A 26,758-nucleotide genomic window follows, 5' to 3' on the forward strand; every position below is an offset into this window, starting at 1 on the left:
ATTTATAGAACACGAATTGAACCTAAGTTCAATTTAGGCAGCAGTATAGCGCCGTACCTTATTCGGAAGTTCAATTTCACAAGAAAACGTACCGAACTCCGAGATTTGCCCAAGGCGGACAATGACGCGCACGCGTTTAGAGATATTCAAGGAATCGAGCGGCGGCAAGCGAAACGTCAGCCGTGCGATATATCGCGTTGATCTGCCGATGGGGATGTCCCTCGAGCGGACGCACGGCGACATCGAACTGACAGCGGCGCAAGATGAGCGCCGGAAGAATACTCACGCCCAGACCGTCCTCGACCATGGCCATAATCGCATAATCATCCCAGGTCGATAGCTTAGAACGCACCGCCAGACCCGCGCGGCGAAACAGCGGCGTAATCTCGTCGTCGCTACCGCGTTCCAGCAGAATAAACTGCTCGTTGGCCAAATCGGCAAGGCAAACGACCTCCGCGGTGGCAAGCGAGGAGTCCGCTGGCACCACGGCCATCAGCTCGTCTTGCACCAACGGCCGCGACGCCATACCGGCGCCGCGTGGCTCGCGCGGAATAAAGCCCAGGTCGCAGCGGCCTTCCGCCACCCATTGCTCAATCTCGGAGTAATCACCCATCAGCAGCTCGTAATCGACTTCCGGGTGATCAGCGCGAAACCGCGCGATCACCGGCGGCAGTACATGGGTCGCCACACTCGAGAATGTACCGATACAGATCTTGCCACGCATGAGCCCCCGCATCTCGTCCACGCGTCGCTGCAGGCGGCCAAACTCTTCGCATAACGCCTCGACTGCCGGCATGACCTGCCGCCCGTCGGCAGAAAGCACCACGCCCTCGCGGCTGCGATCAAGCACCTTAAAACCCCAGTCTGCCTCAAGGTCGCCCACCATGCGGCTCACGCCCGACTGCGAATAGCTCAGCCGCTCTGCAGCATGCGTAAAGCTGCCGGCACGCACCGTCTCGAGCAGCACTTGCATCTTTTGAATATTCGTTTCCACGGCATCCCTCCACCTTTACATGAGTTTTTGTCATGTTATCCATGCATTATATTCGCTTTTCTTCTAAAGCCACCTCACCCATAGTGAACATGCTCGGATATAGAGGAGATGTCAGCACATGAACAACGGACTGTTTACGTACTTAGCAGCATTGCTATTGTTTGGCTCCAACGACATCATCGCCGCTGCCATCGCGCTGCCGAGCTCCGATATCGTACTGTTGCGCACGTTTTTGGGCGCTCTCACCCTTGCCGCCACCCTCTTCATAACCAAGCGCCATAACCTGCAGGCTCCGTCTCGCCCCCGCGAGGCCGCAGCGCTCATCGTCTCGGGCGCCGCGCTGGGCGCCAGCTGGATTTTCCTGTTCCGCGCCTATCAGACGATCGGCGTTGGCATCTCCTCGCTGTTGTATTACTGCGGCCCCATCATCGTTATGGCCCTCTCCCCGCTCATTTTTGGCGAAAAGCTGACCGGCGGCAAAATCGCCGGGTTTATCGCCGTTGCCTGTGGCGCCTTTCTCATTGCGGCGCAAGGTCTAGGCGGCAATATGCCCATTGCGGGTATCGCTTGCGGCATCGCCTCGGCCTTCTGCTACGCCTTGATGGTCATCGCTAGCAAGGGTGCGCCACACATCGAAGGCCTCGAGAACTCCACGCTCCAGGTGAGCGCCGCCTTTGTAACCGCGTTGATCCTTACGCTCTTCACGCAAGGTGCCCCCTCGTTCCTCTCCCCCAGCATTGCCGCCGGCATCGATTGGGGCGCCGTCGCCATGCTCGGCGTCGTCAACACCGGCATCGGTTGCCTGCTCTACTTTAGTGCCGTCGCCAAGCTGCCCGTCCAGACCGTCGCGGTCGTCGGCTACCTCGAGCCGCTTTCGGCCGTCGTGTTCTCCGTTGCCCTTTTGGGAGAGACCATGACGCCCATCCGCCTCATGGGCGCCGCGTTGATCATCGGCGGCGCGATCTTTTGCGAAGTCGCCGGCAAACGCGCAGACACCAAAGCAAGCATCGCCCAAGTAGCACGCGCCTAAAAGCCCCTCTTCAGTTTCAAAGCAGGGGCGCGTCCGTGGTTATCACATTGCAGCAAGACCATACAGCCGGTGCGCCCCTGTTTTGAAATGCTACCTGCGTACATGAATAATCCCCAGATGGGGATTATTGTCTAAAACACCCCGATGTGCCAAACTGCTCTTATATGTATAAAGATGGCATAAAGGTTATCTGCCCTAGACAGATAACCGGATGTCTAAGGGAGTCCACGTGGCACACAACAAACTGGAGGCAAACCTCCAAGACCAGCACGGACAGAGCGGGCATGGAGCCATTCCCCTTTCTGCTGGTATGTTGCTCGTAACGCTCGGCGTCGTCTATGGCGACATCGGCACGAGCCCTATGTACACCATGAAATCAATCGTCGCCAACAACGGCGGCATCGGTACCGTCAGCGAGGACATGATCCTGGGCGCGCTTTCGCTCGTCATCTGGACCATGACGCTCGTAACCACGGTCAAGTACGTGCTAATCGCCATGAGGGCCGACAACCACAACGAGGGCGGTATCTTCGCCCTGTTCAGTCTCGTGCGCAAAGTGGCGCCGTGGCTGATCCTTCCCGCCATGATCGGCGGTGCGGCGCTGCTTGCCGACGGCATCCTCACCCCCGCCGTCACGGTCACCACAGCCATCGAGGGTCTGCGCACCATCGAGTGGGGCCACGCGCTATTGGGCGACGGCCAGACCAACGTCATCATTATTACCATCATCATTATCTGCGGCCTATTTGCCATGCAGCGCGCCGGCACCTCGTCAATCGGCAAGCTCTTCGGCCCGCTCATGACGCTATGGTTCCTGTTCCTGGCGGGCGCCGGCCTGTTCAACATGCTCGGCAACCTGTCCATCTTGCGCGCACTCAACCCCATCCGCGGCATCATGTTCCTGTTCTCGCCCATCAACCACTCGGGCATCATGGTGCTCGGCTTCGTCTTCCTGTCGACGACCGGCGCCGAGGCGCTCTATTCGGACATGGGTCACGTGGGCAAGGCTAACATTTACGCATCCTGGCCGTTCGTAAAGGCGGCCCTCATCCTTAACTATCTGGGTCAGGGCGCTTGGCTGCTCGCCAACAACTCCAATCCCCAGATGCTCGCGATGGACATCGTCAACCCGTTCTACATGATGCTTCCCGAGCCCCTGCGCCCCTTTGCCATCGTGCTATCGGCCGTAGCGGCCATCATCGCCTCGCAGGCGCTTATCACCGGCTCGTTCTCGCTGGTATCCGAGGCCACGCGTCTCAACCTTATGCCGCATCTGCGCATCCACTACCCCAGCGACACCAAGGGTCAACTCTATATTCCGCTCGTCAACAACATCATGTGGGTCGGCTGTATCTTCATCGTGCTGCTGTTCCAAAACTCCGAGCGCATGGAGAGCGCCTACGGCCTCGCCATCACCGTGACTATGCTCATGACCACGACGCTTTTGACGAGCTATATCGCCGGCATCCTCAAGCACAAGCTGGGCGCCTGCGTCTTTGCCCTGCTTTTTGGCGCCATCGAGCTCTGCTTCTTTGCCTCGTGCCTCACCATGTTCTTTGACGGCGGCTATGTGATGATCTTCCTGGCCTCGCTGCTGTTTGGCCTTATGTACGTGTGGCGCCGCGGCACCGCCATCGAGCGCACGCAGACGATCCTGCTGCCCGTCTCCAAGTACATCGATCAGCTCAACCGCCTGCGCAACGACGAGACCTACCCCGTGCTCGCCGACAATCTGGTGTTCCTCACCAACAGCCCCGACCCGCTCACGCTCGACCGCGACGTGCTCTATTCCATCCTGGACAAGCACCCCAAGCGCGCCAAGGCATATTGGTTCATCAACGTGCACGTTACCGACGAGCCCTATACGCACGAGTATTCCGTCGAGACCTTTGGCACGGACTTTTTGTTCCGCGTGCGCCTGGACCTGGGCTTTAAGGTCAACCAGCGCATCAACGCCTATCTGCGTCAGATCGTTGGCGACTTGATGACATCGGGTGAGCTGCCACCGCAGCATCACACCTACTCCATCTACGAGACACGCGGCAACGTGGGCGACTTCCGTTTTTGCATGCTGCGCAAGATGCTTGCCCCCGAAACGGACATCAACCGCAACGACCACCGCGTGATGGCCATCAAGTACGCCGTCCGCCGCGCCTGCGGAAGCCCGGCACGCTGGTACGGTCTTGAGAACTCGGCGATCATCATCGAGTACGTGCCTCTCTTTGCCCGCATGCGTCCGGCGGTCAAACTCGTACGCACCCATGTGCCGCTCGAGGTCCAGATCGAAGAAGCCGAGGAAATGGAAGTCGATATCTTCTCGGACGACCTGGTCAACGGCAACGAGGCCGGTAGGGACATGAACGTCGATCCCACCGAGCTGCTCGAGAGCGTCGCCGATACGCCCGAACAGCAACAGCTCGACGGCCTCGAGAGTGCCCAGCTCAACGACGTCAACTTCTAGCGACGTCACACATCGATGACAGTGGCCCTGCACCTCACGGGAGATGCAGGGCCATTTTGCATTGCAGTAAAGCTATGGGCTACGAACGACGCGGCTCGGGAACCACGAGCCTATCGGGGCTCGCGCCCTCGGCATCCATCAGGCTCACGTAGCGAATCGACGGATCCCCATACATCGCGTAGTAATAATTGCCCGTGCGCGCGCTAAAGCATCCGGTGTAGATAGTCTTCTCGAACTTGCCATCGCCCATCCTGGACGCTCCCTCGATCATCACCACGCCCTCGAGCGAGCGGAACATGCGAACGACGTTTTCGGTCTCGCTCTCCTTTTGCGGGTAATTGGCATTGAGGTACGCCGCCTTTACAAAACGGCTCGGCGAATAGCAATCGCCCGGAATGCCGCGCATGCCGGCACCGGCTCCATAGGGCTTAAGCTCGGCGCCACGCCATGTCGCCGTCTGCGGAAAATCGCTTGTGGCGGTGATATAGGTGCGCAGGTTTTCCATGTGCCACGGGAAGGTCGGCTGGTTGGCAAGGGTGTCGACCGGATCGTCGTATACATGCAGGCCGTCAGCCATCATCTCGACCACGATGCTGCGCTGGCTGTCGCCGATAATCCAATGGAGCAGCGACACGCCCAGCCCCTCTCCGGCAGATTTGGCGACAATCACCGTGTCGCGCAGCGCGGCCTCGACCTCATCGACCGTCGAGAACGTCGCTGCCACCCACAGGGGAAACTCATAGGCCGCGATATTGGTCTTTCCATCAACCGGGCCCTCGGCATACTCGGCATAGCCGGGAAAGTTGAGCCCCGCCACAGCCAGACCCGCATCGTTACCACAGTCGAAAAACATGGGATAGTTCTTGTAATCGATGCACATGCCGATTACCGCGTGTGCCGCCGACGCATCGTCGATAAACGAATACGGGATGTGAAACCCGCGCGGCATCACGCGAACCTGTTGGCCGTAGTCAAAGCTCCAGTCGAGGTTGCGGCCTAGATACATGTGGCCAGAATTATCGGTAAATCGAATGCTCGTACACATAGCGCCTCCTAGCTTTACGTTCTTGTTAAGCTCATTGTCACCAAACAAAAAGGCGCTAAACACAAAAGCCCGGACATGACAACAATGTCACGCCCGGACCAAAAGAGACGAAGTGCGGTGCTTTGGTCCCCTTAGACCAACTTTCCAAGACAGTGGTCGATCATATGCTGGACCATCTGCGCCTCGAAGCCCACAAAGTCCTGCTTGCGCTCGCGCATCTTGCCATCGACGATCTGGTCAAAGGCAACCTTGCACTTGATATAGCGCGTGGACTTGGTGACCTCCTCGTGCGTCAGGCAGCTCTCCTCCATCTTGCTGGCGCCCAGGCCAAACACCAGACGGGGGTTGTAGAGCACGTGGGGCTCGCCGGCGTCGTCCAGGTAGACGCAGACCTTCTTGGTAACGCCGATCTGGTTGGCGGCCAAGCAGCCGGCATCATCGAGCGACTTGATGGTATCGATCAGGTCCTGAGCAACCGACTCGTCCTCGACGGTCGCAACCTCGCAACGCTGGGACAGGATAGCCTCGTCGTGGCAAAGCTCTTTAATCATACGTTCCTCCATAGGGGTCGTTGTAACCGCTTAAGTATACGGTACCCACACATTTTCATGCGATAGATACCGTCCGTCTGTTACAAAGCGCCGAACATTAACATGCGAGGAACAGCAAGGTTGTAAAGGCGATATAGTAAATGAGTTCGTGTCAATCGGCCTAAACTCGGGGCCGAACAAGGAAAGGGTATGCATGGACGAACTTTTTCACGTCAGTGAGCGCAAGTCCACAATCGGGACCGAACTTCGCGCTGGACTGACAACATTCCTGGCGATGGCCTACATCATCGCCGTCAACCCCGCAGTGCTCTCGGGCGCTGGCATTGATGCGGGAGCGCTCGCCTGCGCCACCTGCCTGGGCGCCGGCATCATGACCATCTGCATGGGCATCTTCGCCAACCGCCCGCTCGCCTGCGCGTCGGGTCTGGGCATCAACGCCATGATCGCGGGCATCGCCACCACCATGTGCGGCGGCGACTGGCACGTGGCCATGAGCGTTATCTTCCTCGAGGGTATCGTCATCTTGCTGCTCGTCCTGTGCGGCCTGCGCGAGGCCATCATGGACGCCATCCCCGTGGTCCTGCGCCACGCCATCTCGGTGGGTCTGGGCCTGTTTATCGCCATGATCGGCCTGTGCGACGCCGGCATCATCACCGCTGGCGCCGGTACGCTCGTCGGCCTGGGCGACATCGCCTCCCCCACCTTTATCGTCGGCATCATCTCCATCGTCGTGACGGTTGCCCTGGCTTCCCGCAACGTGCCGGGCTCGCTGCTCATCGGCATCATCGTCGCCGTTATCGCCGGAATCCCGCTGGGCGTCACCCATGCGCCCGAGGGCCTCATCGCACCGCTCGACTTCTCGACCTTCGGCGCCCCGTTTGCCAGCACTGCCGATGGCAACATTGCCATCGTGAAGGTCCTGACCGACCCGATGCTGCTCGTCGTGGCCTTCTCGCTGCTCATGAGTGACTTCTTCGACACCATGGGCACCGCGATGGCCGTCGCCAAGCAGGGCGAGTTCCTGACCGAGGACGGCAATGTCGAGGACATCCGTCCCATCCTGGTCGTCGACTCCGTGGCCGCTGCTGCCGGTGGCTTTATGGGCGTCTCCTCCATCACCACTTTCGTCGAGTCCACGTCCGGCGCTGCCGACGGTGGCCGCACGGGTCTCACCTCCGTCACCACCGGCGTGCTGTTCATCCTCGCCGCGTTCTTCTCCCCCATCGTCACCATCGTTTCCAGCGCCGCCACCTGCGGTGCTCTGGTCTACGTCGGCTACCTCATGATGAGCGAGGCCTCCGAGATCGACTGGTCCGACGTGTCGCAAGGTTTCCCGGCGTTCATGATTGTCGCCGGCGTGCCCTTCACTTACTCCATCTCTGCCGGCATTGGCCTGGGCTTTATCGCCTACGTGATCGTCGCGCTCTTTAAGGGCGAGGCCTCCAAGATCAAGCCGCTCATGTGGATCGCAGCACTTGCCTTCCTCGTCTACTTCTTTGTAGCGTAGGCGCAAGATTCGCAATACCAAACAGCAAAGCGCGGAGTCGCATCGAGCGGCTCCGCGCTTTGCTTTTAAAGCCAGGCGCCACACGGACGCGCGATGTATTGCTTCCCAAGTTTTGGACATTTTGCCCTCCAAACGGCACTACCGCCGGCTACATCCTGCAGATATGCTGGGCGTAATCGCATAGGCCCTATGAGGATGGGAGTAACCATGGCCGCCTTGTTCACGACCCCCAAGCGCAATGACAAAACCTCTGGAGCCCATTTTGTCGAGCCCGACGTTCGCCGTCGCATAGGACTCGCGCACAGCAGCTGGCGCCGCGTGACGCGCCGCATCGTCGTGGGTGCCGTGTGCGCGCTCACGGTGAGCTCGCTGCTCATGCCGAGCGTCTCGCTCGCGGCGGAGTGGGTGGACGTCGATGGCGTCCGCCACGAAGCGGCCGCGGGGCCCGCGGGAGACGCCGCCGGCACCTGGTCATGGGACGGCGCCGATGATATGAAGCTCAACGGCTACAACGGCGGTGCGATCGAGGCAGCGGGCAAGCTCAACGTGAGCTACGAGGGCAACAACACCGTCACTAACGACGACGGCCGCGGCATCAAGGTTAAGGATGGCGCGAACGAGAACGCCGAGCTTAATATTCAGGGCGACGCGTCCAGCACGCTCAACGTGGCATCTTCTCGTGACGCCATCACTTCCGTCGACAACATCAACATCGACGGCGCTGGCACTGTCAACGCCACGAGCACCGAGCACGATGCCATCGATGCCGGGGGCGATGTCACCATCAAGGGCTCGGGAAACGTTAACGCCACGGGCGATTCGGATGGCATCAGGGCCGACGGCAACATCACGATCGACAACAGCGGAACCGTCACCGCCAAGGCCACCGAGAATCAGGGTATCGATGCTAACGAGAACCTCATCATAAAGGGCGGCGGCAAGGTAGAGGCAAGCTCTATCAAAGACAATGCGATTTGGGCCGACGGCAACATCGAGATCTCGGATGGCAGCCAGGTCAAGGCAAGTTCCGAGGAAGACGCCGCCATCGACGGTAAAAACAGCCTCACGGTCACGAACGCTTCCCTCAACGCAAGTGGCGTTGGGTATGGCATCTATGTCTACAAGGGCATTACGCTCGATGGCGCGACCGTGACGATCCGCGCAAGCTCAGATGGCGGGGAAGTCAGCGCACTCTTCACCGATGAGGACGACATCGTCATCAAGAACGGCTCGACTGTGGATGCGCTCGCAGAAGGCAGGTTCTCGGTTGCAATCTCCACCAGTAATTTCTACTCCGGCGAAGCGGGTGGCCATATCTACATCAGCGACTCCGTTGTCAAGGCCATAGCCCGCTATGCCGAGACCGGCGGCGACGGCCCCGGCCACTACAGTGCAGGCCAGGATGGCGAAACTAACCCTCAGCCCCGAGGCATGAACATCGGCATCTTTGCTCAGACCAAGGAGGGCATCACGCCCGCAACCATTTCGATTCTCCGCAGCAAGGTCACGGCCGAGGGAGACACGGCGGCAATCTTCGCCCTTGCCATGAGCGCGGATGGTAAGGCGATCGGCACCATCGAAATCGAAGGAGCCACCATCCAGACGCCTGAAGGCGGCAAGGTCATTGACTATCGCAACAAGGAAGAACTCAGCGACGGCATCGTCTACGAGGCGGGTCAAACCATCGGCACGGGCGACGCTGTGATCGACTCCCCCTATAACGAAGCTGTCGCCAAGAGCACGGTCATCGCGCCTCCCGAAGAGACCAAACCCGGGGAAAAGCCCGGCGAGACCAAGCCGGGTTCCAAGTCTAAGAGCGCGAAGACAACCAAGACCGTTGCAGTTGCAGCCACGGGAGCCAAGATCGCCGGCAAACTCGCAGCGACCGGCGACGCCTCGAGCGCAGCCATCGTGGCAGCCGCCCTTGCGGGAACAGCCGCCATCGCCGCGGGCGCCGTGGTGAGCCGCAAGCGCTCATAGACGCCCTTCATACACGAACCGACACTTTTAAAGCCGCCTAGTCCGCGCACCGTTTAGCAACGCCACCGCCGAGCTCCCCTCCGGCGGTGGCGTTTCCTGTTTGCACTCGTATGGTGCACACGCGAGCGGAGTCGCAACAGGCGGCTCCGCGCTTTGTGATTAATGCCCGACAACGCGTAGGTGCGCAGCTTATTCCTCTTCCGGATTTTGGACATTTTGCCCTCCAAACGGCACTACCGCCGGCAACATCCAGCAGATACGCTGAACCTAGCCGTATAGGCCCTATGAGAACGGGAGCAACCATGGCAGCCTTGTTCACGACCCCCAAACGCAATGACACTACCGCCGGAACCCATGTTGCCGAACCCGACGTTCGCCGTCGCATAGGACTCGCGCACGGCAGCTGGCGCCGCGTGACGCGCCGCATCGTCGTAGGCGCCGTGTGCGCGCTCACGGCGAGCTCGCTGCTCATGCCGAGCGTCTCGCTCGCGGCGGAATGGGTCAAGGTCGGCGAAACCAAATACAACGCCGGCACTGCGGCGGGCGACGAGACCGGCACCTGGTCGTGGGACGGCGCCGACGACTTGAAGCTCAACAACTATAACGGCGGCGAGATCCAGGCCGCAGGCAAGCTCAACGTGAATTACTCGGGAAACAACATCGTCACTGCCGACTGGATCGAAGGCATCAAGGCTTCTCATGGCAAGAATGAGAACGCCGAGCTCAATATCCAAGGCGACGCGGGCAGCACGCTCAGCGTGACATCTACTGAGGACGCTATCCTCTCCACGGGTAATATCAACATCGACGGAGCCGGATCCGTCAACGCCACGAGCGCTGGATTTGATGCCATCGACGCCGAGGGCGATCTCGCTATCAAAGGTTCGGGCAACGTCAACGCCACGGGCGTATCGGATGGCATCAGGGCAAACGGCAATATCACGATTGACGACAGCGGGGCCGTCACCGCCAGGGCTACCAAGGATAAGGGTATCGGAACCGACAAGAACCTCACCATCAAGGGTGGCGGCACAGTCGAGGCAAGCTCAGCCGATGGTGAGGCCATTTGGAGCGGCGGCAACATCAATATCTCGGACGGCAGCCAGGTCAAGGCGAGCTCCGAGAAAGACGCCGCCGTCGAGGCCAAGGGCAGCCTCGCAGCCACAAACGCCTCCCTCAACGCAAACGGTGTTGAATATGGCGTCTATGCCCACAAGGGCATCACACTCGATCATGCAAACGTGACAGTCCGCGCAAGTAAAGGCAGATACGGTGGCGCCATTGCCCTCTTCACCTACCAAGACGATATCGTCGTCAAGAACGGCTCCACCGTGGACGCGTTTGCGGAAGGCGAGGTTTCGGCTGCATTCTCCACCAGAAACGATCGACCCAACGAGGAGGGTGGCCACATCTACATCAGCGACTCCGTTGTCAAGGCCATAGCCCGCTATGTCGAGAACGGCGACGGCCCCATCCCCTACAGCGAAAACCAAGATGGTGAGACGAGCCCCGAGCCCCAAGGCGAGAACATCGGCATCATCGCCCAGACCAGCGAGGGCGTCACACCCGCAGTCATCTCGATCATCCGCAGCAAGGTAACGGCCGAAGGAGATACAGCGGCAATCTTTGCCCGTGCCATGAGCGCTGACGGCAAGACAATCGGCACCATCAAGATTGAGAACGCCGCCATCCAGACGCCCGAAGGCGGCAAGGTCATTGACTATCGCAAGCTCCGTGACGGCATCTACGAGGCAGGCCAAGCCATCGGCACGGGCGACGCTGTGATCGACTCCCCCTATAACGAAGCTGTCGCCAAGAGCATGGTCATCGCACCTCCCGAGGTAGCCAAGCCGGAAGACCCCAAGCCCGACGAGACCAAGCCCGCAGAAAGCAAGCCCGCGGAGTCCAAGCAGAACCCCAAGCCTGAGGGCTCAAAGCCGACCAAGGCCGTTGCGGCTTCAATCACGAAAGCCAAGACTACCGGCGTGCTCGCGGCAACCGGCGACACCTCGGGTGCGGCCATCGTGGCAACCGTCCTTGCGGGAACAGCCGCTATCGCCGCAGGCACCATGGCGAGCCGCAAGCGCTCTTAGACGCCTCTGCGCACATGGCAGCTCCCGCGAAGGCCCCGAGTCCCAGCACCGTTTAACAACGCCACCGCCGAGCTCCCCTCCGGCGGTGGCGTTTTCCATATGCGTCCGCAGGGTATGCACGAGATTGTCTTTGGTCTAGCCCAACCTGCATGAGCCGGCGTGCAACAATGGGGGCCGTCGATATCACAACGCCGAGAGAAGCCCGTCATGGAAGCGCATCAAAAGCAGATAACCGTTCATGCACAGCATGCCGAAAGCGCACCAGTCATCTATCTTCCCGTGGTCATGGGCGATGGCACGGAGGTTTATGAACGCTGCCGAGAGCTCAACTGCCCGCCCTTCACGCTTGTCGGCATTGGCAGCCTCAACTGGAATCGCGAGCTGAGCCCCTGGGGATGCGACGGAACCGTGCGCGATGCCGAGCCCTTTGGCGGTCAGGCATCCGGATTTCTCGATGAGCTGTTGAACTGGATAATCCCAGAGGCCGAGTCGTCGCTTCCTCAGCCGCCCACCTGGCGCGGCATTGCCGGCTACTCGCTCGCGGGCCTCTTCGCGCTCTGGTCCCTCTGGCAAACCGACGCCTTTAGCCGCGCCGCAAGCGCATCGGGGTCGTTGTGGTTTCCCGACTTTGTCGATCGCGCCAGCACGGCCCCTTTTGCCGGCAACCCACAGGCCGTCTATCTGTCACTCGGTAAAAGGAAACCAAGACGCCCAACCGCATGATGCGGCACGTACTCGACGATACGCGCGCGATGGAAGAGCTGTTTATCGAGCGTGACATTCCAACAATGCTGGAGCTCAACCCCGGCAATCACTTTGCCCAAACTGACCTGCGCATGGCGCGCGGCATCCACTGGATACTGACGCATTAAAAATGGCGCCCACGCGTACATACGCATGGACGCCATTTTTAATTTGGCTGAACGCAGCTACTATTCAGCAGTCTCCTCAAGCTCGGAAGTATCGAACTCAAAGCCATTACCTGGCAGGATGGCGTTGAGCACAATGCCCACCAGCGAGCCCACGGCAAGGCCCGAAAGCGAAATCGTCACGCCGCCCAGCTCCAGCACGATGGCACCGGCGGTACTGTAGGCAATGCCGAGCGAAAGCACGAGCACCAGAGCCGCCACCAGCACGTTGCGGTTGTTCTGGAAATCAACCTGGTTCTCGATAAGGTTGCGAACGCCCACGGCACTGATCATGCCGTAGAGCACAAGCGACACGCCACCGATAACGCATGCCGGCATAGCAGCGATCACAGCAGCGAACTTGGGGCAGAACGAAAGCACAATGGCACAGCAGGCGGCAATGCGAATCACGCGCGGGTCGAACACGCGCGTCAGGGCAAGCACACCGGTGTTCTCACCATATGTCGTATTGGCAGGGGCGCCAAAGAGCGATGCCAAGATAGTCGCCAGGCCATCGCCGAGCAGGGTACGGTGCAGACCGGGATCGGCAATGTAATTGCGTTCGCAGGTAGAGCCAATGGCGGAAATATCTCCAATGTGCTCAATCATGGTCGCAAAGGCCAGTGGCATGATGGTGATAATGGCCGTCGTGGCAAGACTGCTATCGAACTGCGGTCCAAAGAGCGCGAACACGGTGTTGTCCCACACGACAGGTAGACCGACCCACGGCGCGGCGGCAACCCCCGAAAAATCAACCTCGCCCAGCACCGCCGCAACGGCATAGCTCACCACAACGCCCAGCAGAATCGGCACGATCTTGACCATGCCGCGGCCCCAAATGTTGCAGATGATGATCACGGCAACGGCAATAGCAGCAACAAACCAGTTGGTCTGGCAGTTGGCGATAGCAGAGCTTGCCAAGATCAGGCCGATGGAAATGACGATGGGACCGGTCACCACCGGCGGGAAGAAGCGCATGATGCGCTTGGCGCCAAAGGCGCGGAACAGCGCTGCCAGCACCGGATAGAGCAGGCCGGCGCAGGCAACGCCCAGACAAGCGTAGGGCAAAAGCTCGGCCTCGCCGTTGGGCGCAATGGCGGCATAACCCGCGATAAAGGCAAACGACGAGCCCAGGAACGCGGGCACCTTACCGCGCGATAGAAAATGAAACAGCAGTGTGCCGATGCCGGCGAACAGAAGCGTCGTCGAAACGGAAAGGCCGGTGAGCACGGGCACGAGCACCGTGGCTCCGAACATCGCAAACATGTGTTGCAAACCCAACACGAACATGCGCGGGCGGCCGAGCGACGATGCATCGTAGATGGCATCGGTGACGGCGGGCGTCGAGGATTGGGACATGGAAGTCCTTTCGAATGGAAGGGCGATCAGGCATATCGGATAACCTGCCCGAACGATACGATCCGAACCATTGTACGCGATATGCAGTACCTCGCACGCGCCGCCACCTGCAAACGCTAGCGCTATTTCCAAACGTGCTCGGCAATACGCCTGACCAGCGCAATCTTTGCCCACTGCTCGTCCTCGGTCAGCTTATTGCCAATCTCGCAGCTGGCAAAGCCACACTGCGGAGACAGATACAGGTTCTCGAGCGGCACGTACTTTGCCGCCTCGCGGATGCGCTCGACGATAACATCCTCGTTCTCGAGCTCTGCCGCCTTGGTGGTCACCAAGCCCAGCACGACCTTCTTGCCGGGAGCAACGTACTTGAGCGGCTCAAAACCACCGGCGCGGGGCGTGTCGAACTCCAGATAGAACGCGTCAACGTCCTCATGCGCAAACAGGTACGGCGCGATGGGGTCGTAGCCGCCCTCAAAAGCGTAGGTGGAGTGGTAGTTGCCGCGGCATACATGCGTGTTGATAGCCAGATCGTCGGGCTTGCCCTCGATGGCGGCATTGTTGAGCGCCACGCCCAGCTCGCTTACCTTTTGCAGGTCGACCGGGCTCATGCCGGTTTTGGCAACAAAATCGGTATCGCAGTAGATGCCCCAGGTGCAGTCATCAAACTGGATGTTGCGGCAGCCCGCGGCATACAGGTCAGCAATCACGGTGCGGTATGCTGCGGCAATGGCATCGACGAGCTCTTCGTCGGTCTTGTAGACGGCGTGCAGACTCTCCTGCTGGCCATCGCAGCGGTCGAGTGTGACTTCGGAGAACGTCTGGATCGGCGCCGGAATGGTCTGGCGCGCGACCTGGCCCTCTCCCTCGAGCGACTTGATAAATTTGAAGTGCTCGACGAACGGATGATTCTCGCCGCTAATGGGACCGGTTACCACGGCGGTGTCGGCGGTAGTCTCCTCATCGTGGAACATGTAGCCCGTGCGCGAGGCGCGGCGCTCAATGCCGTTGAGGCCCCACATAAAATCGAGGTGCCAGTAGCTGCGGCGGAACTCGCCATCGGTAATCACCTGCAGGCCGGCAGCCTTCTGCTTGGCCACTAAGTCGCGGATGGCCTCGTCCTCGACGGCCTTAAGGCCGGAAGCGTCGAGTTTACCCGCGACATAGGCGGCACGGGCGTCCTTTACAGCCTGCGGACGAAGAAAACTGCCGACGATATCGGCACGAAACGGCGCGTTCGGTTGAATCGAAGTGCTCATAGATATCTCCCTTTGCATTGGTTGCTTTACTGGGACAGAGTATGAGCGCTCATATGGACATCGTAAAATATATGTTTATAACAGTTTGATATAGACGCTTCCTATATCAGTTTGGACTGCCATAAAGAGATTTGACCCGCGCAGAACGCAGCAGTCTAGATGTGCTGACGAATCGCTTCGATATAGGCCTGCCCGTAGCGCGTAAGTGTCGTGTTCTTGCGCGTGATGATGCCAATCTCCATGTACTCGTCTACATCGAGCGGAATCGAGATAATACCGGGGCCGTTAAGTTCATGGCTGATCACGCCCGAACACACCGTGTAACCGTTAAGGCCCATAGCTAGGTTGAACAGCGTCGCACGGTCGCGCACGCGGATATTCTTGCGGCGCTCAAAGGTCGAGGTCAGCTCCTCGGAATAGTAAAACGAGTTGTAGCTGCCCTGTTCATAGGACAGGAACGGGTAGTCTTCCAAGTCCTCGAGCGTCACACTCGAGCGACCCGCCAGCGGATGGTCGGAGCACACAAAGACATGCGGCGTAGCGCAGAAGAGTCCTTCGAATACGAGCTCGTTGGCCGCCAGCATGCGCTCGATGACCTCGCGATTGTGCTCCGACAGATACAGGATGCCGAGCTCGCTTTTCATATGCGCGACGTCCTCGATAATCTCGTGGGTCTGCTCCTCGCGCAGGGTAAAGTCGTAGCGCGCGGCATCGAACTCGCGGATCACATCGACAAATGCATTAACGGCAAAGGAATAATGCTGGCAGCTCACACTAAAGTGCGGCACCTGCTCGGACGTGCCTTTGTACTTGCCCTCGAGCAGGTCGGCCTGGTCGAGCACCTGGCGCGCGTAGCCCAAGAAGGTCTCGCCTTCCTCGGACACAATGACGCCCTTGTTGGTGCGCTCAAAGATGTGTACACCCATCTCGTTTTCGAGATCGCGAATTGACGCGGTAATCGAAGGCTGCGACACAAAGAGCCGGCGCGAGGCCTCGGTGATGCTGCCGCATTCGGCAACTTTGACGACATATCTGAGCTGCTGGAGCTTCATGGCTTTCTCCCTAGACGTTCGTGACGTCGAAACCCGTCGCGTCCATCTGACGCATAAACGACGGCATCTCCCCCGTCGCGGCGCAGGCGGCAATCTGATGCAGAGCCCCGGCAACCGCATCATCTGCCGCAGCGCCGATATGCCAGCGCGCGGCAGCCGTGACGGCCTCGTTGGCATTGGCGACTGCAACGGAATTGGGAACGGCATCGATCATGGGCAAATCGTTATCGGAATCGCCGAATACGGCCACCTCGTCGGGCGTCAGGCCCAAAGCGCGCGCCAGCTCCAGCGCAGCACAGCCCTTGTCCCAGCCGGTCGGAAGAACGTCGAACAGGCGCACGCGGTTGTTGGGAAACACGAGCGAGAGCTCCGGCACCTCGACGGCAACACGCTCGCGCAGCTCGGCGAGCTCCTCGCGCGAACGGGCACTCCAGATATTCGCCTTGTATACCGGGGCATCGTCAACGACAGGGCGACAGGGAGCCTCTTCGCCCTTGAGCCACGCGTTGCCGCCTGACTCCATGGCGCGACGCACACGCTCGGGATCGCTTGTCACGCAATAGGCGTCGTTGTCCCAAAAGTCATCACCCAGACGGTAGACCTTCAAATAGGTATCGTCGGTCTCTTGCTCCAGGTAGTCGGCCAGGCGCATAAGGGCATCGTTATCAGTTGCGCGCGAGGCAACCGCCTCGCCATCGACAAACATCACCTGGCCGTTGCAAAACGCACCGGTCGAGAAGCACTCGGAGCGATTGCGGAACATCCAGCCCATCGCGGACGGCTGGCGACCCGAAACCGGGCCAAAATGCAGGCCCGCCGCCTGCATGGCATGAATGCCCTCGATGGCGCAGTCGCTGGCGCCATCGTGTCCAGCAGGAATCAGCGTATCGTCCATATCGGTCAGCACAAGTTTGATCATAAGGTCCCCTCGGTCATTCTTTATCCCGTCTATTGTAACGACCTGCCAATAAGGGACAGGTTTATCTTGGCAGGTTTTATCTGGGAAAATGCAGCGCCCCTGTTGCCACCTGCCAAAATAAACCTGTCCCATATTGGCAGGTGCGCTAGTATAGGGAACAACAGATTCGATGCGGGAGTGCCGGCGGTGCAAACCACAAGGCTGAGAGGGCATAGGGCCCAATCCTTTGAACCTGTCAGTTAATGCTGGCGTAGGGAGCATGCCGCCTTTACAGGGGCGCTGTCTATGCACAGCGCCCCTTTTCTATGCCAAGGAGGCATGTGCAGTGATTGATTCGGAACAGCTTAAGCAACATATGGTCAAGGCCGTAGAGGAGATTCGAGCCACCAATCCGATGGCCGGCTCCATCACCAACACGGTGACGATCGACTTTGTCGCCAACGCGCAGCTCGCCGTGGGCGGTTCGGCCGCCATGGTCTATCTGCCCGACGAGGGCGAGGCGCTCGTTGCCGGCGGCGCCGCCATCTATCTCAACATGGGCACGCTCTTCCCCATCTACGAGCAGACGATTCCCCGCGCGGCCAAGGCGGCACACGACGCCGGCAAGCCCTGGGTGCTCGATCCGGTGGGTCTGGGCATCGGTAGCCTGCGCACCCAGCTGGTAAACGAGCTCAAGCAGTACAAGCCCGCCATCGTACGCGGCAACGCCTCCGAGATCATCGCACTCTCCGGCCTGTGGGGTCTTGAGGGCGAGTCGGCCGATCTGAGCCGCGTACGTGGTGTCGATACCACCGACACGGTCGACGCCGCCCGCGATGCCGCCGTGGCGCTCGCTCGCCACACCGGCGGCGCCGTTGTGGTCTCGGGCGAAGTCGACCTGATTACCGACGGCACGACCGTGGCCAAATCCCACGGCGGCAGCCCGCTCATGTCAAAGATTACCGGCTGCGGTTGCTCGCAGGGCGGCGTGCTGGCCGTGTACGCCTGCGCTGCCGATCCGTTTACGGCAGCAGTCTGCGGTACCGCCGTCTACAACGTCGCCGGCACGCGTGCCGCCGCCGTCGCCGATGCCCCGGCAAGCTTTAAGGCCGCCTTTATCGACGAGCTCTACCGCGCAACCGCCCAAGACATCGCCGATAACCAACTCGAGCTCGAGGAGGCATAAGCCATGTCCGAGCCCGCAACCAATGCCGGCATGAACACGCTCGTCGCCGTGGCCATCGCCCCGTGCGGCACCGGCGATGAACTGTCCGCCGAGGTCGCCGAAGTCGTGCGCGTCATTCGCGAGAGCGGCCTTCCCAACCGCACCACCTCGATGTTCACCGAGATCGAGGGCGACTGGGACGAGGTCATGCAGGTCGTGCGCGACGCGACCTTTGTGTTAGCGAGCAAGGGCATCCGAACCGAAGTCGTGCTCAAAGCCGATATTCGACCTGGATTTACCGACACCATGACCGGCAAACTCGAGCGCATGGAAGCGCAGATCAAAAAGCAGGAGGAAGCACGATGAGCATCCGCGACAACCTTGATATCTCGGCCTATCTGGTACTCGGCCCCGAAAATACCCTCGGACGCCCCGTGGGCGATGTGGTGGCCCAGGCACTCGACGCCGGCTTTACCTGCATCCAGGTGCGCTCCAAGGTGGCAAGCGCCCGCGAGATCATTGCGCTGACCGGCGACGCCGCGCAGGCAATCGCACAGGCCGGCAAGACCGGTCAGGTCGCCTTGCTGATCGATGACCGCCTTGACTGCGTACTCGCCGCACGCGAGCAGGGCATTGCGGTCGACGGCGTGCACGTGGGCCAGAGCGATATTCCCGTCGAGGTCTGTCGCAAGCTGCTGGGCCCCGACGCCATCGTGGGCCTTTCGGCCCGTTGCGAGGAAATGCTCGAGTACGTCAAGACCGCCGACATGAGTCTGGTCGACTACCTGGGCATCGGCCCGCTCCACGAGACCGAGACCAAGCGCGACTGCGGACGCGCAGCCGATGGCTCCATCATCACCAAGAGCTTTGAGGACCTGGCCGCACTCCACGCGGCAAGCCCCGTGCCCATCGTGGTGGGCGGCGGCGTTAAGACGGCCGACTTGCCGCAGCTCAAGGCAACCGGCGTCGACGGCTTCTTTGTGGTGAGCGCCGTCTGCAGCGCCGACGATCCCTACGCCGCGGCCAAGGAGCTTGTCGACACCTGGCAGCAGGCATAGGCATAGGCCGAGCAGCTGCTCCGCGGCCTCATATCTTCAGCAACGGAAAGCGCATCCCAGTTTGGACCTCCATTCTGGGATGCGCTTTCCGTATAGAGGGCCAGTGGGAAACTGCATCCCATTCCAGACGCGGGACGCCGTTTCCAAAACCCTCCCGTCCGGGAAACTGCATCCCGTTCTGGGCGCCGATTCTGGGACGCGCTTTCCGCCGCAGCCCCTACCCCGCCAGATACGTTTCCAGCGCCGGCAAGGTCGCCTCCGCATCACGACGACCGACCTGGTAGATGCGCTCGAGCTCATCGGGCTCGCGGCACAGCGACGGCACCTTTACCGATTCGCTCGGCCGTACCACAAAGACCTCGCCGGCCGCCTCGCGACGCGCCAGGTCATCGAGCGTGGCATTGTAGACCTCATGCCGATGCTCAAGCGCTGCGACAAACTCCGGGTAGTGACGGAACACGCGCCGCAGCATGGGCATCACGCTGTTGGGCTGCTTTACAAAGCCCGCCGGCTGCGTCAGCACCACCACGTTGCGGTCATAGCCCTGCGCAAACAGCCAAGCACTGGGAATGGAATCGGCCACGCCACCATCCAGATACTTGCGGCCCTCAATAGCAACGGGACGCGTTGCCACAGGGATCGCCGATGACGCCCGAATCCACTCGATATCGCGCTCGTCGCCATACGGCAGATCGTGATAGACGGCCTTGCCCGTCTCGATATCGGTACACACGCACGTAAACCGCATGGGGCAGGCACGATATGTCTCCAGGTCGATGGGATCGCGCTCGACGGGCACCTCGTGATAGGCAAAATCGGCATTGAACATGTCCCCTGTTCGCAACCAGCTCGTTACACTCGCATAGCGCTTGTCGGCGCAATAGGCCTTGTTGTAGCGGATGGCACGGCCGATCTGGCGCGATTTAAAGTTGTAGCCAAATGCCGCGCCCGCCGAGACACCCACCATATGGTCGCAAGTTAAGCCGCACTCCATCCAAACGTCGAGCACGCCCGCCGTATACATACCGCGGTAGCCGCCTCCCTCGAGCGCAAGCCCCACCGTGCGCGTCGTATCCGGCTGTGCCATGTGACCATCTCCGTTCCTGCGTTTTAAAACGGGACAAGTATACCCGTCAACATATATCGACTCAGTCGCATTTTTCATGCGCACCCAGGCGTTGCCGTTTGGCGAATAATAGCCGCCCACAGCATGTGCGCCCATATATAATTGTGCACTGTTGTCTATACTACTCAGCTGTTATCAACAGCGAACATTAGCCGGCAAAGTAACTCAACAACGCAGCAAGGCGGGGGCCTGGATACACGCAAGGCGCCGAGCAACGACGCGTGTACACTACGAGCTCGCCCGACGCCATCCGCCCCGACCTCAGAAAGCCGCTTACAACATGGACACCGCCAGCAATTACACCGAAACGCTCGAAAAGACCGTCCGTGACCTTCTCGAGCGTCAGGATGATCTGATTAGGACGGCCTTTACCGACCAGCTCACCGGACTTGGCAACCGCGGCGGCTTTGCCCGTTCCCTAGAGGAAATCTGGGAGCAGGAACTGCCCGTGACCATGGCGTTTATCGACATCGATAACCTTAAGCACTGCAACGACGTCTTTGGGCATGACGAGGGCAACCGCTATATCTTGCAGGTAAGTCTCTATCTCAAGCTGTATATGAAAGTGGACGAGGCGGCGTTTCGCATAGGCGGCGACGAGTTTGCCATCCTGTCTACGATTGCGACCGAGGACGACCTCGCCGAGCGCCTGGAACACTGCCGAACGGTCCTACTCAAAAACAACGATTCCGAGATGCCTCACTCGTTTAGCTACGGAGTGTCGCACGCCGACCCCGCCCTGGGTGAAGTCTCCAATCGCATGACACTCGATGCCGACCATCGCATGTACGACTACAAGCTACGCCATGCCATGCATCTTGATCGACGCAATATCGCGCAAGTCCACACCGACGACTTCGAAATAAGCGATCGCGTTTTTGACGCCTTTTCGATGCTCAACGAAGGCCGTTATTGCTTTATCGAGAACTTGGACAAACATCGCACCCTATGGTCACAAGGCGCCCTGCGCGATCTCGGTCTTCCTTCTGAGCATGTAGACAACTGCCACGATTACTGGAAAACGCGCGTCCACCCCGATGACCTTGAGGCCTACATCAACGACATCGACCAAATCTATAATGGCTCCAAACACCGCCGCGTCATGCAGTACCGCATGCGCAATGCCGCGGGCGACTACGTCCTCTGCCGCGCTCGCGGGTTTCGCATCGACGGCGACGGAAATACCCCCTCGCTCTATGTCGGCGAGCTCGTCAACCACTCACTCGCCGAGACCGTCGACGCCGCCACGGGCCTCGGAACGCAGCGTATGCTGATCAACGCTATCGATGCCTGCCGTCGCGACCGTTGCGAGACGGGGCTTATAGCGGTCCGCATTTGTGGCACGGCAAAGTTCAACGAGCTCTACGGGGCCGAGGCTGTCGACAACATGCTCGCCGAATACGCAGGCCGCATGCTATCGATCACCCGCGGCAGAAGTCGCGTCTTCCGCTCGCGAAACGCCCAGTTCGTCGTGCTCAGCAACGATCTGGACCACGAGGCATTCGAGCAACTGATCCAACATCTCAAAGAGGCCGTTTTCGCTCCCGTTCGAATCGCGGGCGACACTATTACCCCCGTCTGTCTTGTCGTTCCGGCCTTTTACGAGCACCTGACCAATCAAACGGCCGCCGTTTTAGGCGAACTCGACCGTCGCATTCGCACGGCCGGCGGGCTTGTTCCCAACGACAGCCTCCCCATACCCGAGGTGGAGCGCAAAAGCGCCATCGCCGAACGCATCGATCCGCTCACGGGTCTCTATCGACCCAGCGAGTTTATGCGCCGCGCCAACGAATTTCTCGAGACAAGGCGCAACGGCGCCTGGTGTATCACCACCGTCGATATGGGGCACATGCGACTGTTCAACGAATGGCACGGACAGGCCGAGGGCGACCGCGTACTCGCCGATGTGGGCACGGTTCTCAAGGACATCGAGAATGCCGCCATGGGCGTCGCAGGGTACTGGGGCCAAGACGATTTTTGCGTACTCATCCCCTTTGAACACGACACCGTCCATCAGATCTATAGCCGCATTCGCCAGGCCGTGGCCAAGCATGATGACGGCGTGGGCTTCTGGCCGTCCATGGGCGTCTACCCCATCGACTCCAACGAGGAAATCACCATCGATGCGCAGGCCAAGGCCATGTTTACCAATCGGCGCGCAAAAAACGACTTTAAGGAGCGCATTGCCATTTTCCGCCCCGAGGAATACGAACACGAAATCGCGTTCCACCGCACGCTGACCGAATTCCAGTATGCGCTCTCAAACGGCCGCATTACCTACTACTTGCAGCCCCAGGTCGACATGGAAACCGGCGAGATCGTTGGCGCCGAGGCGCTCACACGCTGGATTGACAAGGATGGCTCCCTCATTTCACCCGTCACCTTTATCCCCGCTCTCGAGGAAAGCGGTTTTGTGGTGACGCTCGACAAATACGTTTGGCAGGGCGTTGCCTCGTGGCTGCGTGGGCGCATCGATCGAGGGCTTCGCGTGGTTCCGATCTCGCTAAACGTGTCGCGTGTGGATATCCTTGCCTGCGACGTTGCCGAGCATATGGGGGCACTCGCCGACCAATACAATCTGCCGCCCGAGCTCATGCGCATCGAGATCACCGAGACGGCTTATACGGGAGAGTCCGAAGCTGTGGATAAGCTGACGGCCGACCTGCACAACCGCGGCTTCTCGACCTACATGGACGATTTTGGCACCGGCCAGTCCACGCTCGCGATGCTCAAGAACGTCAACGTCGACGTCATCAAGCTCGACCGCACGTTTGTGCCCGTCGACGGCGATCAAGGCCGCAGCGTGCAAATCATTTCATCAATGCTCGAGATGGCACAGTCGCTCCATCTGCCCGTTGTGATCGAAGGCATCGAGACAAATGAGCAGGCAAACATGCTACGCCAAATGGGCGCCCGCTACGCTCAGGGCTTCCTCTACTACCGTCCCATGCAGGCGGAGGATTTTGAGGCACTGCTCGACGGTGGCGACAGCAACTAATACGCTCGTGCGCAAACGCCACCGTCGAGGGAGCGTTTGTTCCCATGAGCTAACTAATACCCCAATCTAAACCGAATTGGGAGTAAGATACAAACCATTGTTCCATCCAAGGAGGTCATCCATCATGAACGAGTCGTATCGCCTGGGCGAGCAATCAATCATCGCTCATCTTCAGCGACTTGCGAACGGGGCCTCAACCACCGAGCTCGATGTTGCCGCGCTGCCCCCGGAGTTGCGTGCCATTGGTGAGCAACTGCAGAAAACGCTCGCCATCCTGCAACAAGAACGCGAGCTGCTTGAGCACGGCGCCTATATCGACTCGCTCACCAATCTTGGCAACCGTGGCGGACTCGACCGCCATGTCGATCAGCTCTGGCGCAAAGGCACCCCCTTCACCTGCGCCTATATCGATATCGACCGCCTTAAGCATTGCAACGATAAGTTTGGCCACGCCGAGGGCAATCGCTACATTCTGAGCATCTGCCGCGCACTCACCGAGACAATGGAGCACGATGAGCTGCTGTTCCGTATCGGTGGAGACGAATTTGTACTTATATCCCCCACGACAGACGAAGCCGAGCTCGAGCAGCGCCTGGAGCGGACGCGTGCCAATCTTATCGAGGCAACATCAGGCGACAAGGCGCCCATGATCGCCAGCTTTAGCTTTGGCTGCTCGCGCGTCGACCCACTTGCAGGCGATACGCGTCGCCAGATGACAAAGGACGCCGACCGCAAAATGTATCGCTACAAGCTCATGTACCGTGTGCAACAACCGGAAGAAGGCGATGCGCCGCAACGCCCGGTCACCGAACAACCCCCCCCTGCAACGACCGAGTGTTCCAAGCGATCTCCATGAGCTCCGAGACACGCTATCCGTTCATCATTAACCTCGACACCGGCGAATCGCAATGGTCGGTTAATGCCGTGCGCGATTTTGACCTACCCTCCCAGCATCCCTACAACTCGCTCGATATATGGCTTGCCCGTGTTCACCCCGAGGACCGCGACAACGTACGTGCCGAGCTCGATATGGTGGTAAACGGCACGTGGCACTTCCACTGCATGCAGTATCGCGTCATGAATACCGCCGGAAAATACGCGCTTTGCGACTGCACAGGTTACCGCCTGGACGGCACCGATACCGAGCCCAACATGTATGTGGGCATTGTCACCAACCGAAGCTTGGCAGATACGACCGATTCCGTGACCGGTCTGGGCGATATCCACGCCCTGGTCAACGCCATTGGCGAGATGCGTCGCGTGGCACGAAACGCGGGCTTGATCGCCATTAAAATCGACGAAATCGCACAGGTCAATGCCCGCTTTGGCTTTGATGCAGGCGACCGCGTTTTGGCAGAAAGCGCCGCCTGCCTCATGGATTGCTCGCGCGGCAAGGGTCGTCTGTTCCGCTCGACCGGACCGATGTTCGTGGCGCTCTTTGACGACTTTGATCCCGAAGAGACCGACGCGGTTGCAGACGAAATCGAACGGTTCTTGGGATCGCCCGTGCTCCTTGGCTCATTTGAATATCAGCCGCCCCTTCGCGTGGCGACGCTTCATCTGGACGCCGTCGACCGACAGCCCGTTTCCGTTCTGAATGAGCTCAAAGTGCTACTTGAAGAAGCGTCGCAGGTACCGGGCACCAAACTGAACTAGCGTTATGGGGCGCATGATGGTTAATTTCCGATCTCAACCGAACACATTGGGCAAATAGGTCGTACCCGCAGTTAGCCGAACGTCCCCGCAGTCCCTCCCGGGGCCCGGGGGCACCGTTTCGATACTCTTGGTTTACTTTGCCTGATGCAAATAAGTGCTCAACAAGATAGAACCTATCCCCCGCCACGGATATGCCCTCGAGTAAATCTGTTAAGCCAAGCCTATCAAATGCTATTGACAATTGGCTGCATTGGTCCTTTTTGTCGTCCAGCCACTTCCGCTGGCTATCGCCTCATAAACACAAACCTAACGAGCCGCACGAACGACAAAGAGGCCAAGCTGAACAGAAGTAGAACCAAAACTTCAAAAACGCTGGTATTCCAATCGCGTACCCAGCCCTCTACCGCCCACAAGAAAAACAGCAGCCCCATCCATAACGTCACAGAAGAAATCAGCTTTGCGTAAGGGCGTATATCAATGTCGCTCTCCCTTTTTGTGACATCATATCCAGCAATTGAGCAGAGCCATCTTCCTCTTCGGTATTGGATTGAAAGGACAATCAAGGCAATCGAAGTCATCAAGCAAACAGCATCCTCTGTTTCCATAGAGTTTCCTTTGCTTTCCATCCCAGTTACGCATTCACAATCGAATCAAACCAAGTATGAATTACTCGATAGCAACCGCCTTAGTATAAACCATAGCCGCCGCAGCAGCCCGCCTTCCAAGGCCTCAAGGCTCGCCATCGAGGGCGACCCGCCCAGACCCCTTACAATCTGCTCGCACGAGGCCCCGCACTCCAACATCCTCTGGACCGTATCCCGCTCGTACCTGGTGAGCGAGCCTGCCGTGGGCCCTCGGGGCCGGCATCGCGCCCCACGCTATCTGCCCGCTCGTGAGATAATCCTCTACAGAAGTCATCGACAGCAGAGGGAGTTTGTGATGAAGGTTCTTTTGGTCAATGGCAGTCCCAAGGCAAACGGCAATACCGCCCGCGCACTCGCCGAGGTCGCCGAGCAACTCAACGCCGAGGGCATCGATACCGAGGTGTTCCAGCTGGGCGCCAAGCGCATTCGCGATTGCATCGGTTGCGGCCAGTGCGGCAAGCTCGATTGCCGTTGCATCTTTGACGACGACGTGGTCAACGAGCTAATTGCCGCCGCCGAGCAGGCAGATGGCTTTGTCTTTGGCTCGCCCGTCTACTACGCGCACCCCAGCGGGCGCATCCTCTCGGCCCTCGACCGCGCATTCTATGCTGGCAGCAAGGCCTTTGCGCACAAGCCGGGCGCCGCTGTCGCCGTTGCCCGTCGCGGCGGCACGTCGACCACGTTCGACGTGCTCAACAAGTACTTCACCATCAACCAGATGCCGGTGGTTGCCTCCACCTACTGGAACAACGTCTTTGGCGCCCAGCCGGGCGAAGCCGCCCAGGACGCCGAGGGCTTGGCCACCATGCGAAACATCGGCAAAAACATGGCCTGGTTGCTGCGTTGCATCGAGGCGGGAAAAGCCGCCGGCATCGAGGCCCCCAAGGCCGATCGCGCCAGGACCAACTTTATTCGATAAGTCCAGCGGTGGTCACCTCGATGTTCTATCAATGTCAGCGAAAAGCCAGCTGATGAGG

General features: G+C 59.6%; 23 protein-coding genes and 1 riboswitch. Of the genes, 14 read left to right on the top strand and 9 right to left on the bottom strand.

Annotated elements, in window-relative coordinates; genetic code table 11:
* Positions 1-136: 136 nt before the first annotated feature.
* Positions 137-994, bottom strand: coding sequence for a LysR family transcriptional regulator (locus DXD48_RS00345; RefSeq protein WP_117563531.1), 858 nt, complete (start codon positions 992-994; stop codon positions 137-139).
* 118 nt (positions 995-1,112) lie between these two features.
* Between DXD48_RS00345 and DXD48_RS00350 the strand changes: the two genes are divergently transcribed.
* Both DXD48_RS00350 and DXD48_RS00355 read left to right on the top strand, forming a co-directional pair.
* On the top strand, positions 1,113-2,024 hold the full coding sequence (locus DXD48_RS00350; RefSeq protein WP_117563532.1) for a DMT family transporter: 912 nt from the start codon (positions 1,113-1,115) through the stop codon (positions 2,022-2,024).
* A 211-nt stretch (positions 2,025-2,235) separates the two neighbouring features.
* Positions 2,236-4,485, top strand: a complete 2,250-nt coding sequence (locus DXD48_RS00355) for a KUP/HAK/KT family potassium transporter (RefSeq protein ID WP_117563533.1) — start codon at positions 2,236-2,238, stop codon at positions 4,483-4,485.
* A 79-nt stretch (positions 4,486-4,564) separates the two neighbouring features.
* Here DXD48_RS00355 and bsh read toward each other — a convergent pair whose 3' ends face one another.
* Both bsh and DXD48_RS00365 read right to left on the bottom strand, forming a co-directional pair.
* Positions 4,565-5,530, bottom strand: coding sequence for a choloylglycine hydrolase (bsh, locus tag DXD48_RS00360; RefSeq protein WP_089573355.1), 966 nt, complete (start codon positions 5,528-5,530; stop codon positions 4,565-4,567).
* A 131-nt stretch (positions 5,531-5,661) separates the two neighbouring features.
* Positions 5,662-6,081 (bottom strand): peptide deformylase, encoded by a 420-nt coding sequence (locus tag DXD48_RS00365; protein WP_117563534.1) that lies wholly within the window; start codon positions 6,079-6,081, stop codon positions 5,662-5,664.
* 193 nt (positions 6,082-6,274) lie between these two features.
* Here DXD48_RS00365 and DXD48_RS00370 point away from each other — a divergent pair, with 193 nt between their 5' ends.
* The 5 genes from DXD48_RS00370 to DXD48_RS10050 all read left to right on the top strand — a co-directional run bounded on the left by DXD48_RS00370 (position 6,275) and on the right by DXD48_RS10050 (position 12,533).
* Positions 6,275-7,588 (top strand): NCS2 family permease, encoded by a 1,314-nt coding sequence (locus tag DXD48_RS00370; protein ID WP_117563535.1) that lies wholly within the window; start codon positions 6,275-6,277, stop codon positions 7,586-7,588.
* Positions 7,589-7,795: 207 nt separating this feature from the next.
* Positions 7,796-9,568: a carbohydrate-binding domain-containing protein gene (locus DXD48_RS00375; RefSeq protein ID WP_158548888.1), complete on the top strand. Its 1,773-nt coding sequence runs from the start codon at positions 7,796-7,798 to the stop codon at positions 9,566-9,568.
* A gap of 302 nt (positions 9,569-9,870) precedes the next feature.
* On the top strand, positions 9,871-11,661 hold the full coding sequence (locus DXD48_RS00380) for a hypothetical protein (protein ID WP_158548889.1): 1,791 nt from the start codon (positions 9,871-9,873) through the stop codon (positions 11,659-11,661).
* A gap of 207 nt (positions 11,662-11,868) precedes the next feature.
* A complete protein-coding gene (locus tag DXD48_RS00385) occupies positions 11,869-12,384 on the top strand; it encodes an alpha/beta hydrolase-fold protein (RefSeq protein WP_117563538.1) in 516 nt (171 codons plus the stop codon).
* On the top strand, positions 12,381-12,533 hold the full coding sequence (locus tag DXD48_RS10050) for a hypothetical protein (RefSeq protein ID WP_158548890.1): 153 nt from the start codon (positions 12,381-12,383) through the stop codon (positions 12,531-12,533). The genes DXD48_RS00385 and DXD48_RS10050 overlap by 4 nt, the downstream gene beginning before the upstream one ends.
* 60 nt (positions 12,534-12,593) lie before the next feature.
* Here DXD48_RS10050 and DXD48_RS00390 read toward each other — a convergent pair whose 3' ends face one another.
* The 4 genes from DXD48_RS00390 to DXD48_RS00405 form a co-directional block, all read right to left on the bottom strand.
* Positions 12,594-13,928 (bottom strand): uracil-xanthine permease family protein, encoded by a 1,335-nt coding sequence (locus DXD48_RS00390; RefSeq protein WP_117563539.1) that lies wholly within the window; start codon positions 13,926-13,928, stop codon positions 12,594-12,596.
* Positions 13,929-14,050: 122 nt separating this feature from the next.
* A complete protein-coding gene (locus DXD48_RS00395; protein ID WP_233502276.1) occupies positions 14,051-15,184 on the bottom strand; it encodes a 5-methyltetrahydropteroyltriglutamate--homocysteine S-methyltransferase in 1,134 nt (377 codons plus the stop codon).
* 155 nt (positions 15,185-15,339) lie between these two features.
* Positions 15,340-16,236: a LysR family transcriptional regulator gene (locus DXD48_RS00400; RefSeq protein WP_117563541.1), complete on the bottom strand. Its 897-nt coding sequence runs from the start codon at positions 16,234-16,236 to the stop codon at positions 15,340-15,342.
* A 10-nt stretch (positions 16,237-16,246) separates the two neighbouring features.
* On the bottom strand, positions 16,247-17,155 hold the full coding sequence (locus DXD48_RS00405; RefSeq protein ID WP_158548891.1) for an HAD-IIB family hydrolase: 909 nt from the start codon (positions 17,153-17,155) through the stop codon (positions 16,247-16,249).
* A gap of 163 nt (positions 17,156-17,318) precedes the next feature.
* A riboswitch (TPP riboswitch) is annotated at positions 17,319-17,429 on the top strand.
* Between the two features lie 51 nt (positions 17,430-17,480).
* On the opposite strand from DXD48_RS00405, the gene thiM reads away from it, so the two are divergent.
* Genes thiM through DXD48_RS00420 form a run of 3 tightly spaced genes read left to right on the top strand, consistent with a single transcriptional unit; the run spans position 17,481 to position 19,357 of the window.
* The gene (thiM, locus tag DXD48_RS00410; RefSeq protein ID WP_233502277.1) at positions 17,481-18,320 is read left to right on the top strand and encodes a hydroxyethylthiazole kinase; all 840 of its coding nucleotides are present in this window, start codon (positions 17,481-17,483) and stop codon (positions 18,318-18,320) included.
* A gap of 3 nt (positions 18,321-18,323) precedes the next feature.
* Positions 18,324-18,665, top strand: coding sequence for a thiamine-binding protein (locus DXD48_RS00415; protein ID WP_225093307.1), 342 nt, complete (start codon positions 18,324-18,326; stop codon positions 18,663-18,665).
* Positions 18,662-19,357, top strand: a complete 696-nt coding sequence (locus DXD48_RS00420) for a thiamine phosphate synthase (RefSeq protein WP_006234517.1) — start codon at positions 18,662-18,664, stop codon at positions 19,355-19,357. The genes DXD48_RS00415 and DXD48_RS00420 overlap by 4 nt, the downstream gene beginning before the upstream one ends.
* A 217-nt stretch (positions 19,358-19,574) precedes the next feature.
* Here DXD48_RS00420 and DXD48_RS00425 read toward each other — a convergent pair whose 3' ends face one another.
* The gene (locus DXD48_RS00425) at positions 19,575-20,444 is read right to left on the bottom strand and encodes a patatin family protein (protein ID WP_117563543.1); all 870 of its coding nucleotides are present in this window, start codon (positions 20,442-20,444) and stop codon (positions 19,575-19,577) included.
* A 319-nt stretch (positions 20,445-20,763) separates the two neighbouring features.
* On the opposite strand from DXD48_RS00425, the gene DXD48_RS00430 reads away from it, so the two are divergent.
* The 3 genes from DXD48_RS00430 (at position 20,764) to DXD48_RS00440 (ending at position 25,137) form a co-directional block, all read left to right on the top strand.
* Positions 20,764-23,481, top strand: coding sequence for an EAL domain-containing protein (locus DXD48_RS00430; RefSeq protein ID WP_117563544.1), 2,718 nt, complete (start codon positions 20,764-20,766; stop codon positions 23,479-23,481).
* Between the two features lie 124 nt (positions 23,482-23,605).
* The gene (locus DXD48_RS00435) at positions 23,606-24,337 is read left to right on the top strand and encodes a GGDEF domain-containing protein (protein ID WP_117563545.1); all 732 of its coding nucleotides are present in this window, start codon (positions 23,606-23,608) and stop codon (positions 24,335-24,337) included.
* Positions 24,334-25,137, top strand: a complete 804-nt coding sequence (locus DXD48_RS00440) for a diguanylate cyclase domain-containing protein (protein ID WP_117563546.1) — start codon at positions 24,334-24,336, stop codon at positions 25,135-25,137. Before DXD48_RS00435 ends, DXD48_RS00440 begins: the two co-directional genes overlap by 4 nt.
* Before the next feature lie 284 nt (positions 25,138-25,421).
* On the opposite strand, the gene DXD48_RS00445 is transcribed toward DXD48_RS00440, so the two are convergent.
* Entirely contained in the window at positions 25,422-25,742 is a 321-nt protein-coding gene (locus DXD48_RS00445; protein ID WP_117563547.1) for a hypothetical protein, read from the bottom strand.
* Between the two features lie 334 nt (positions 25,743-26,076).
* Between DXD48_RS00445 and DXD48_RS00450 the strand changes: the two genes are divergently transcribed.
* Positions 26,077-26,700 (top strand): flavodoxin family protein, encoded by a 624-nt coding sequence (locus DXD48_RS00450; protein WP_117563548.1) that lies wholly within the window; start codon positions 26,077-26,079, stop codon positions 26,698-26,700.
* The last annotated feature ends 58 nt before the right edge of the window (positions 26,701-26,758 follow it).

This window comes from Collinsella sp. TM05-37 (genome assembly GCF_003436455.1).
Taxonomy (GTDB): domain Bacteria; phylum Actinomycetota; class Coriobacteriia; order Coriobacteriales; family Coriobacteriaceae; genus Collinsella.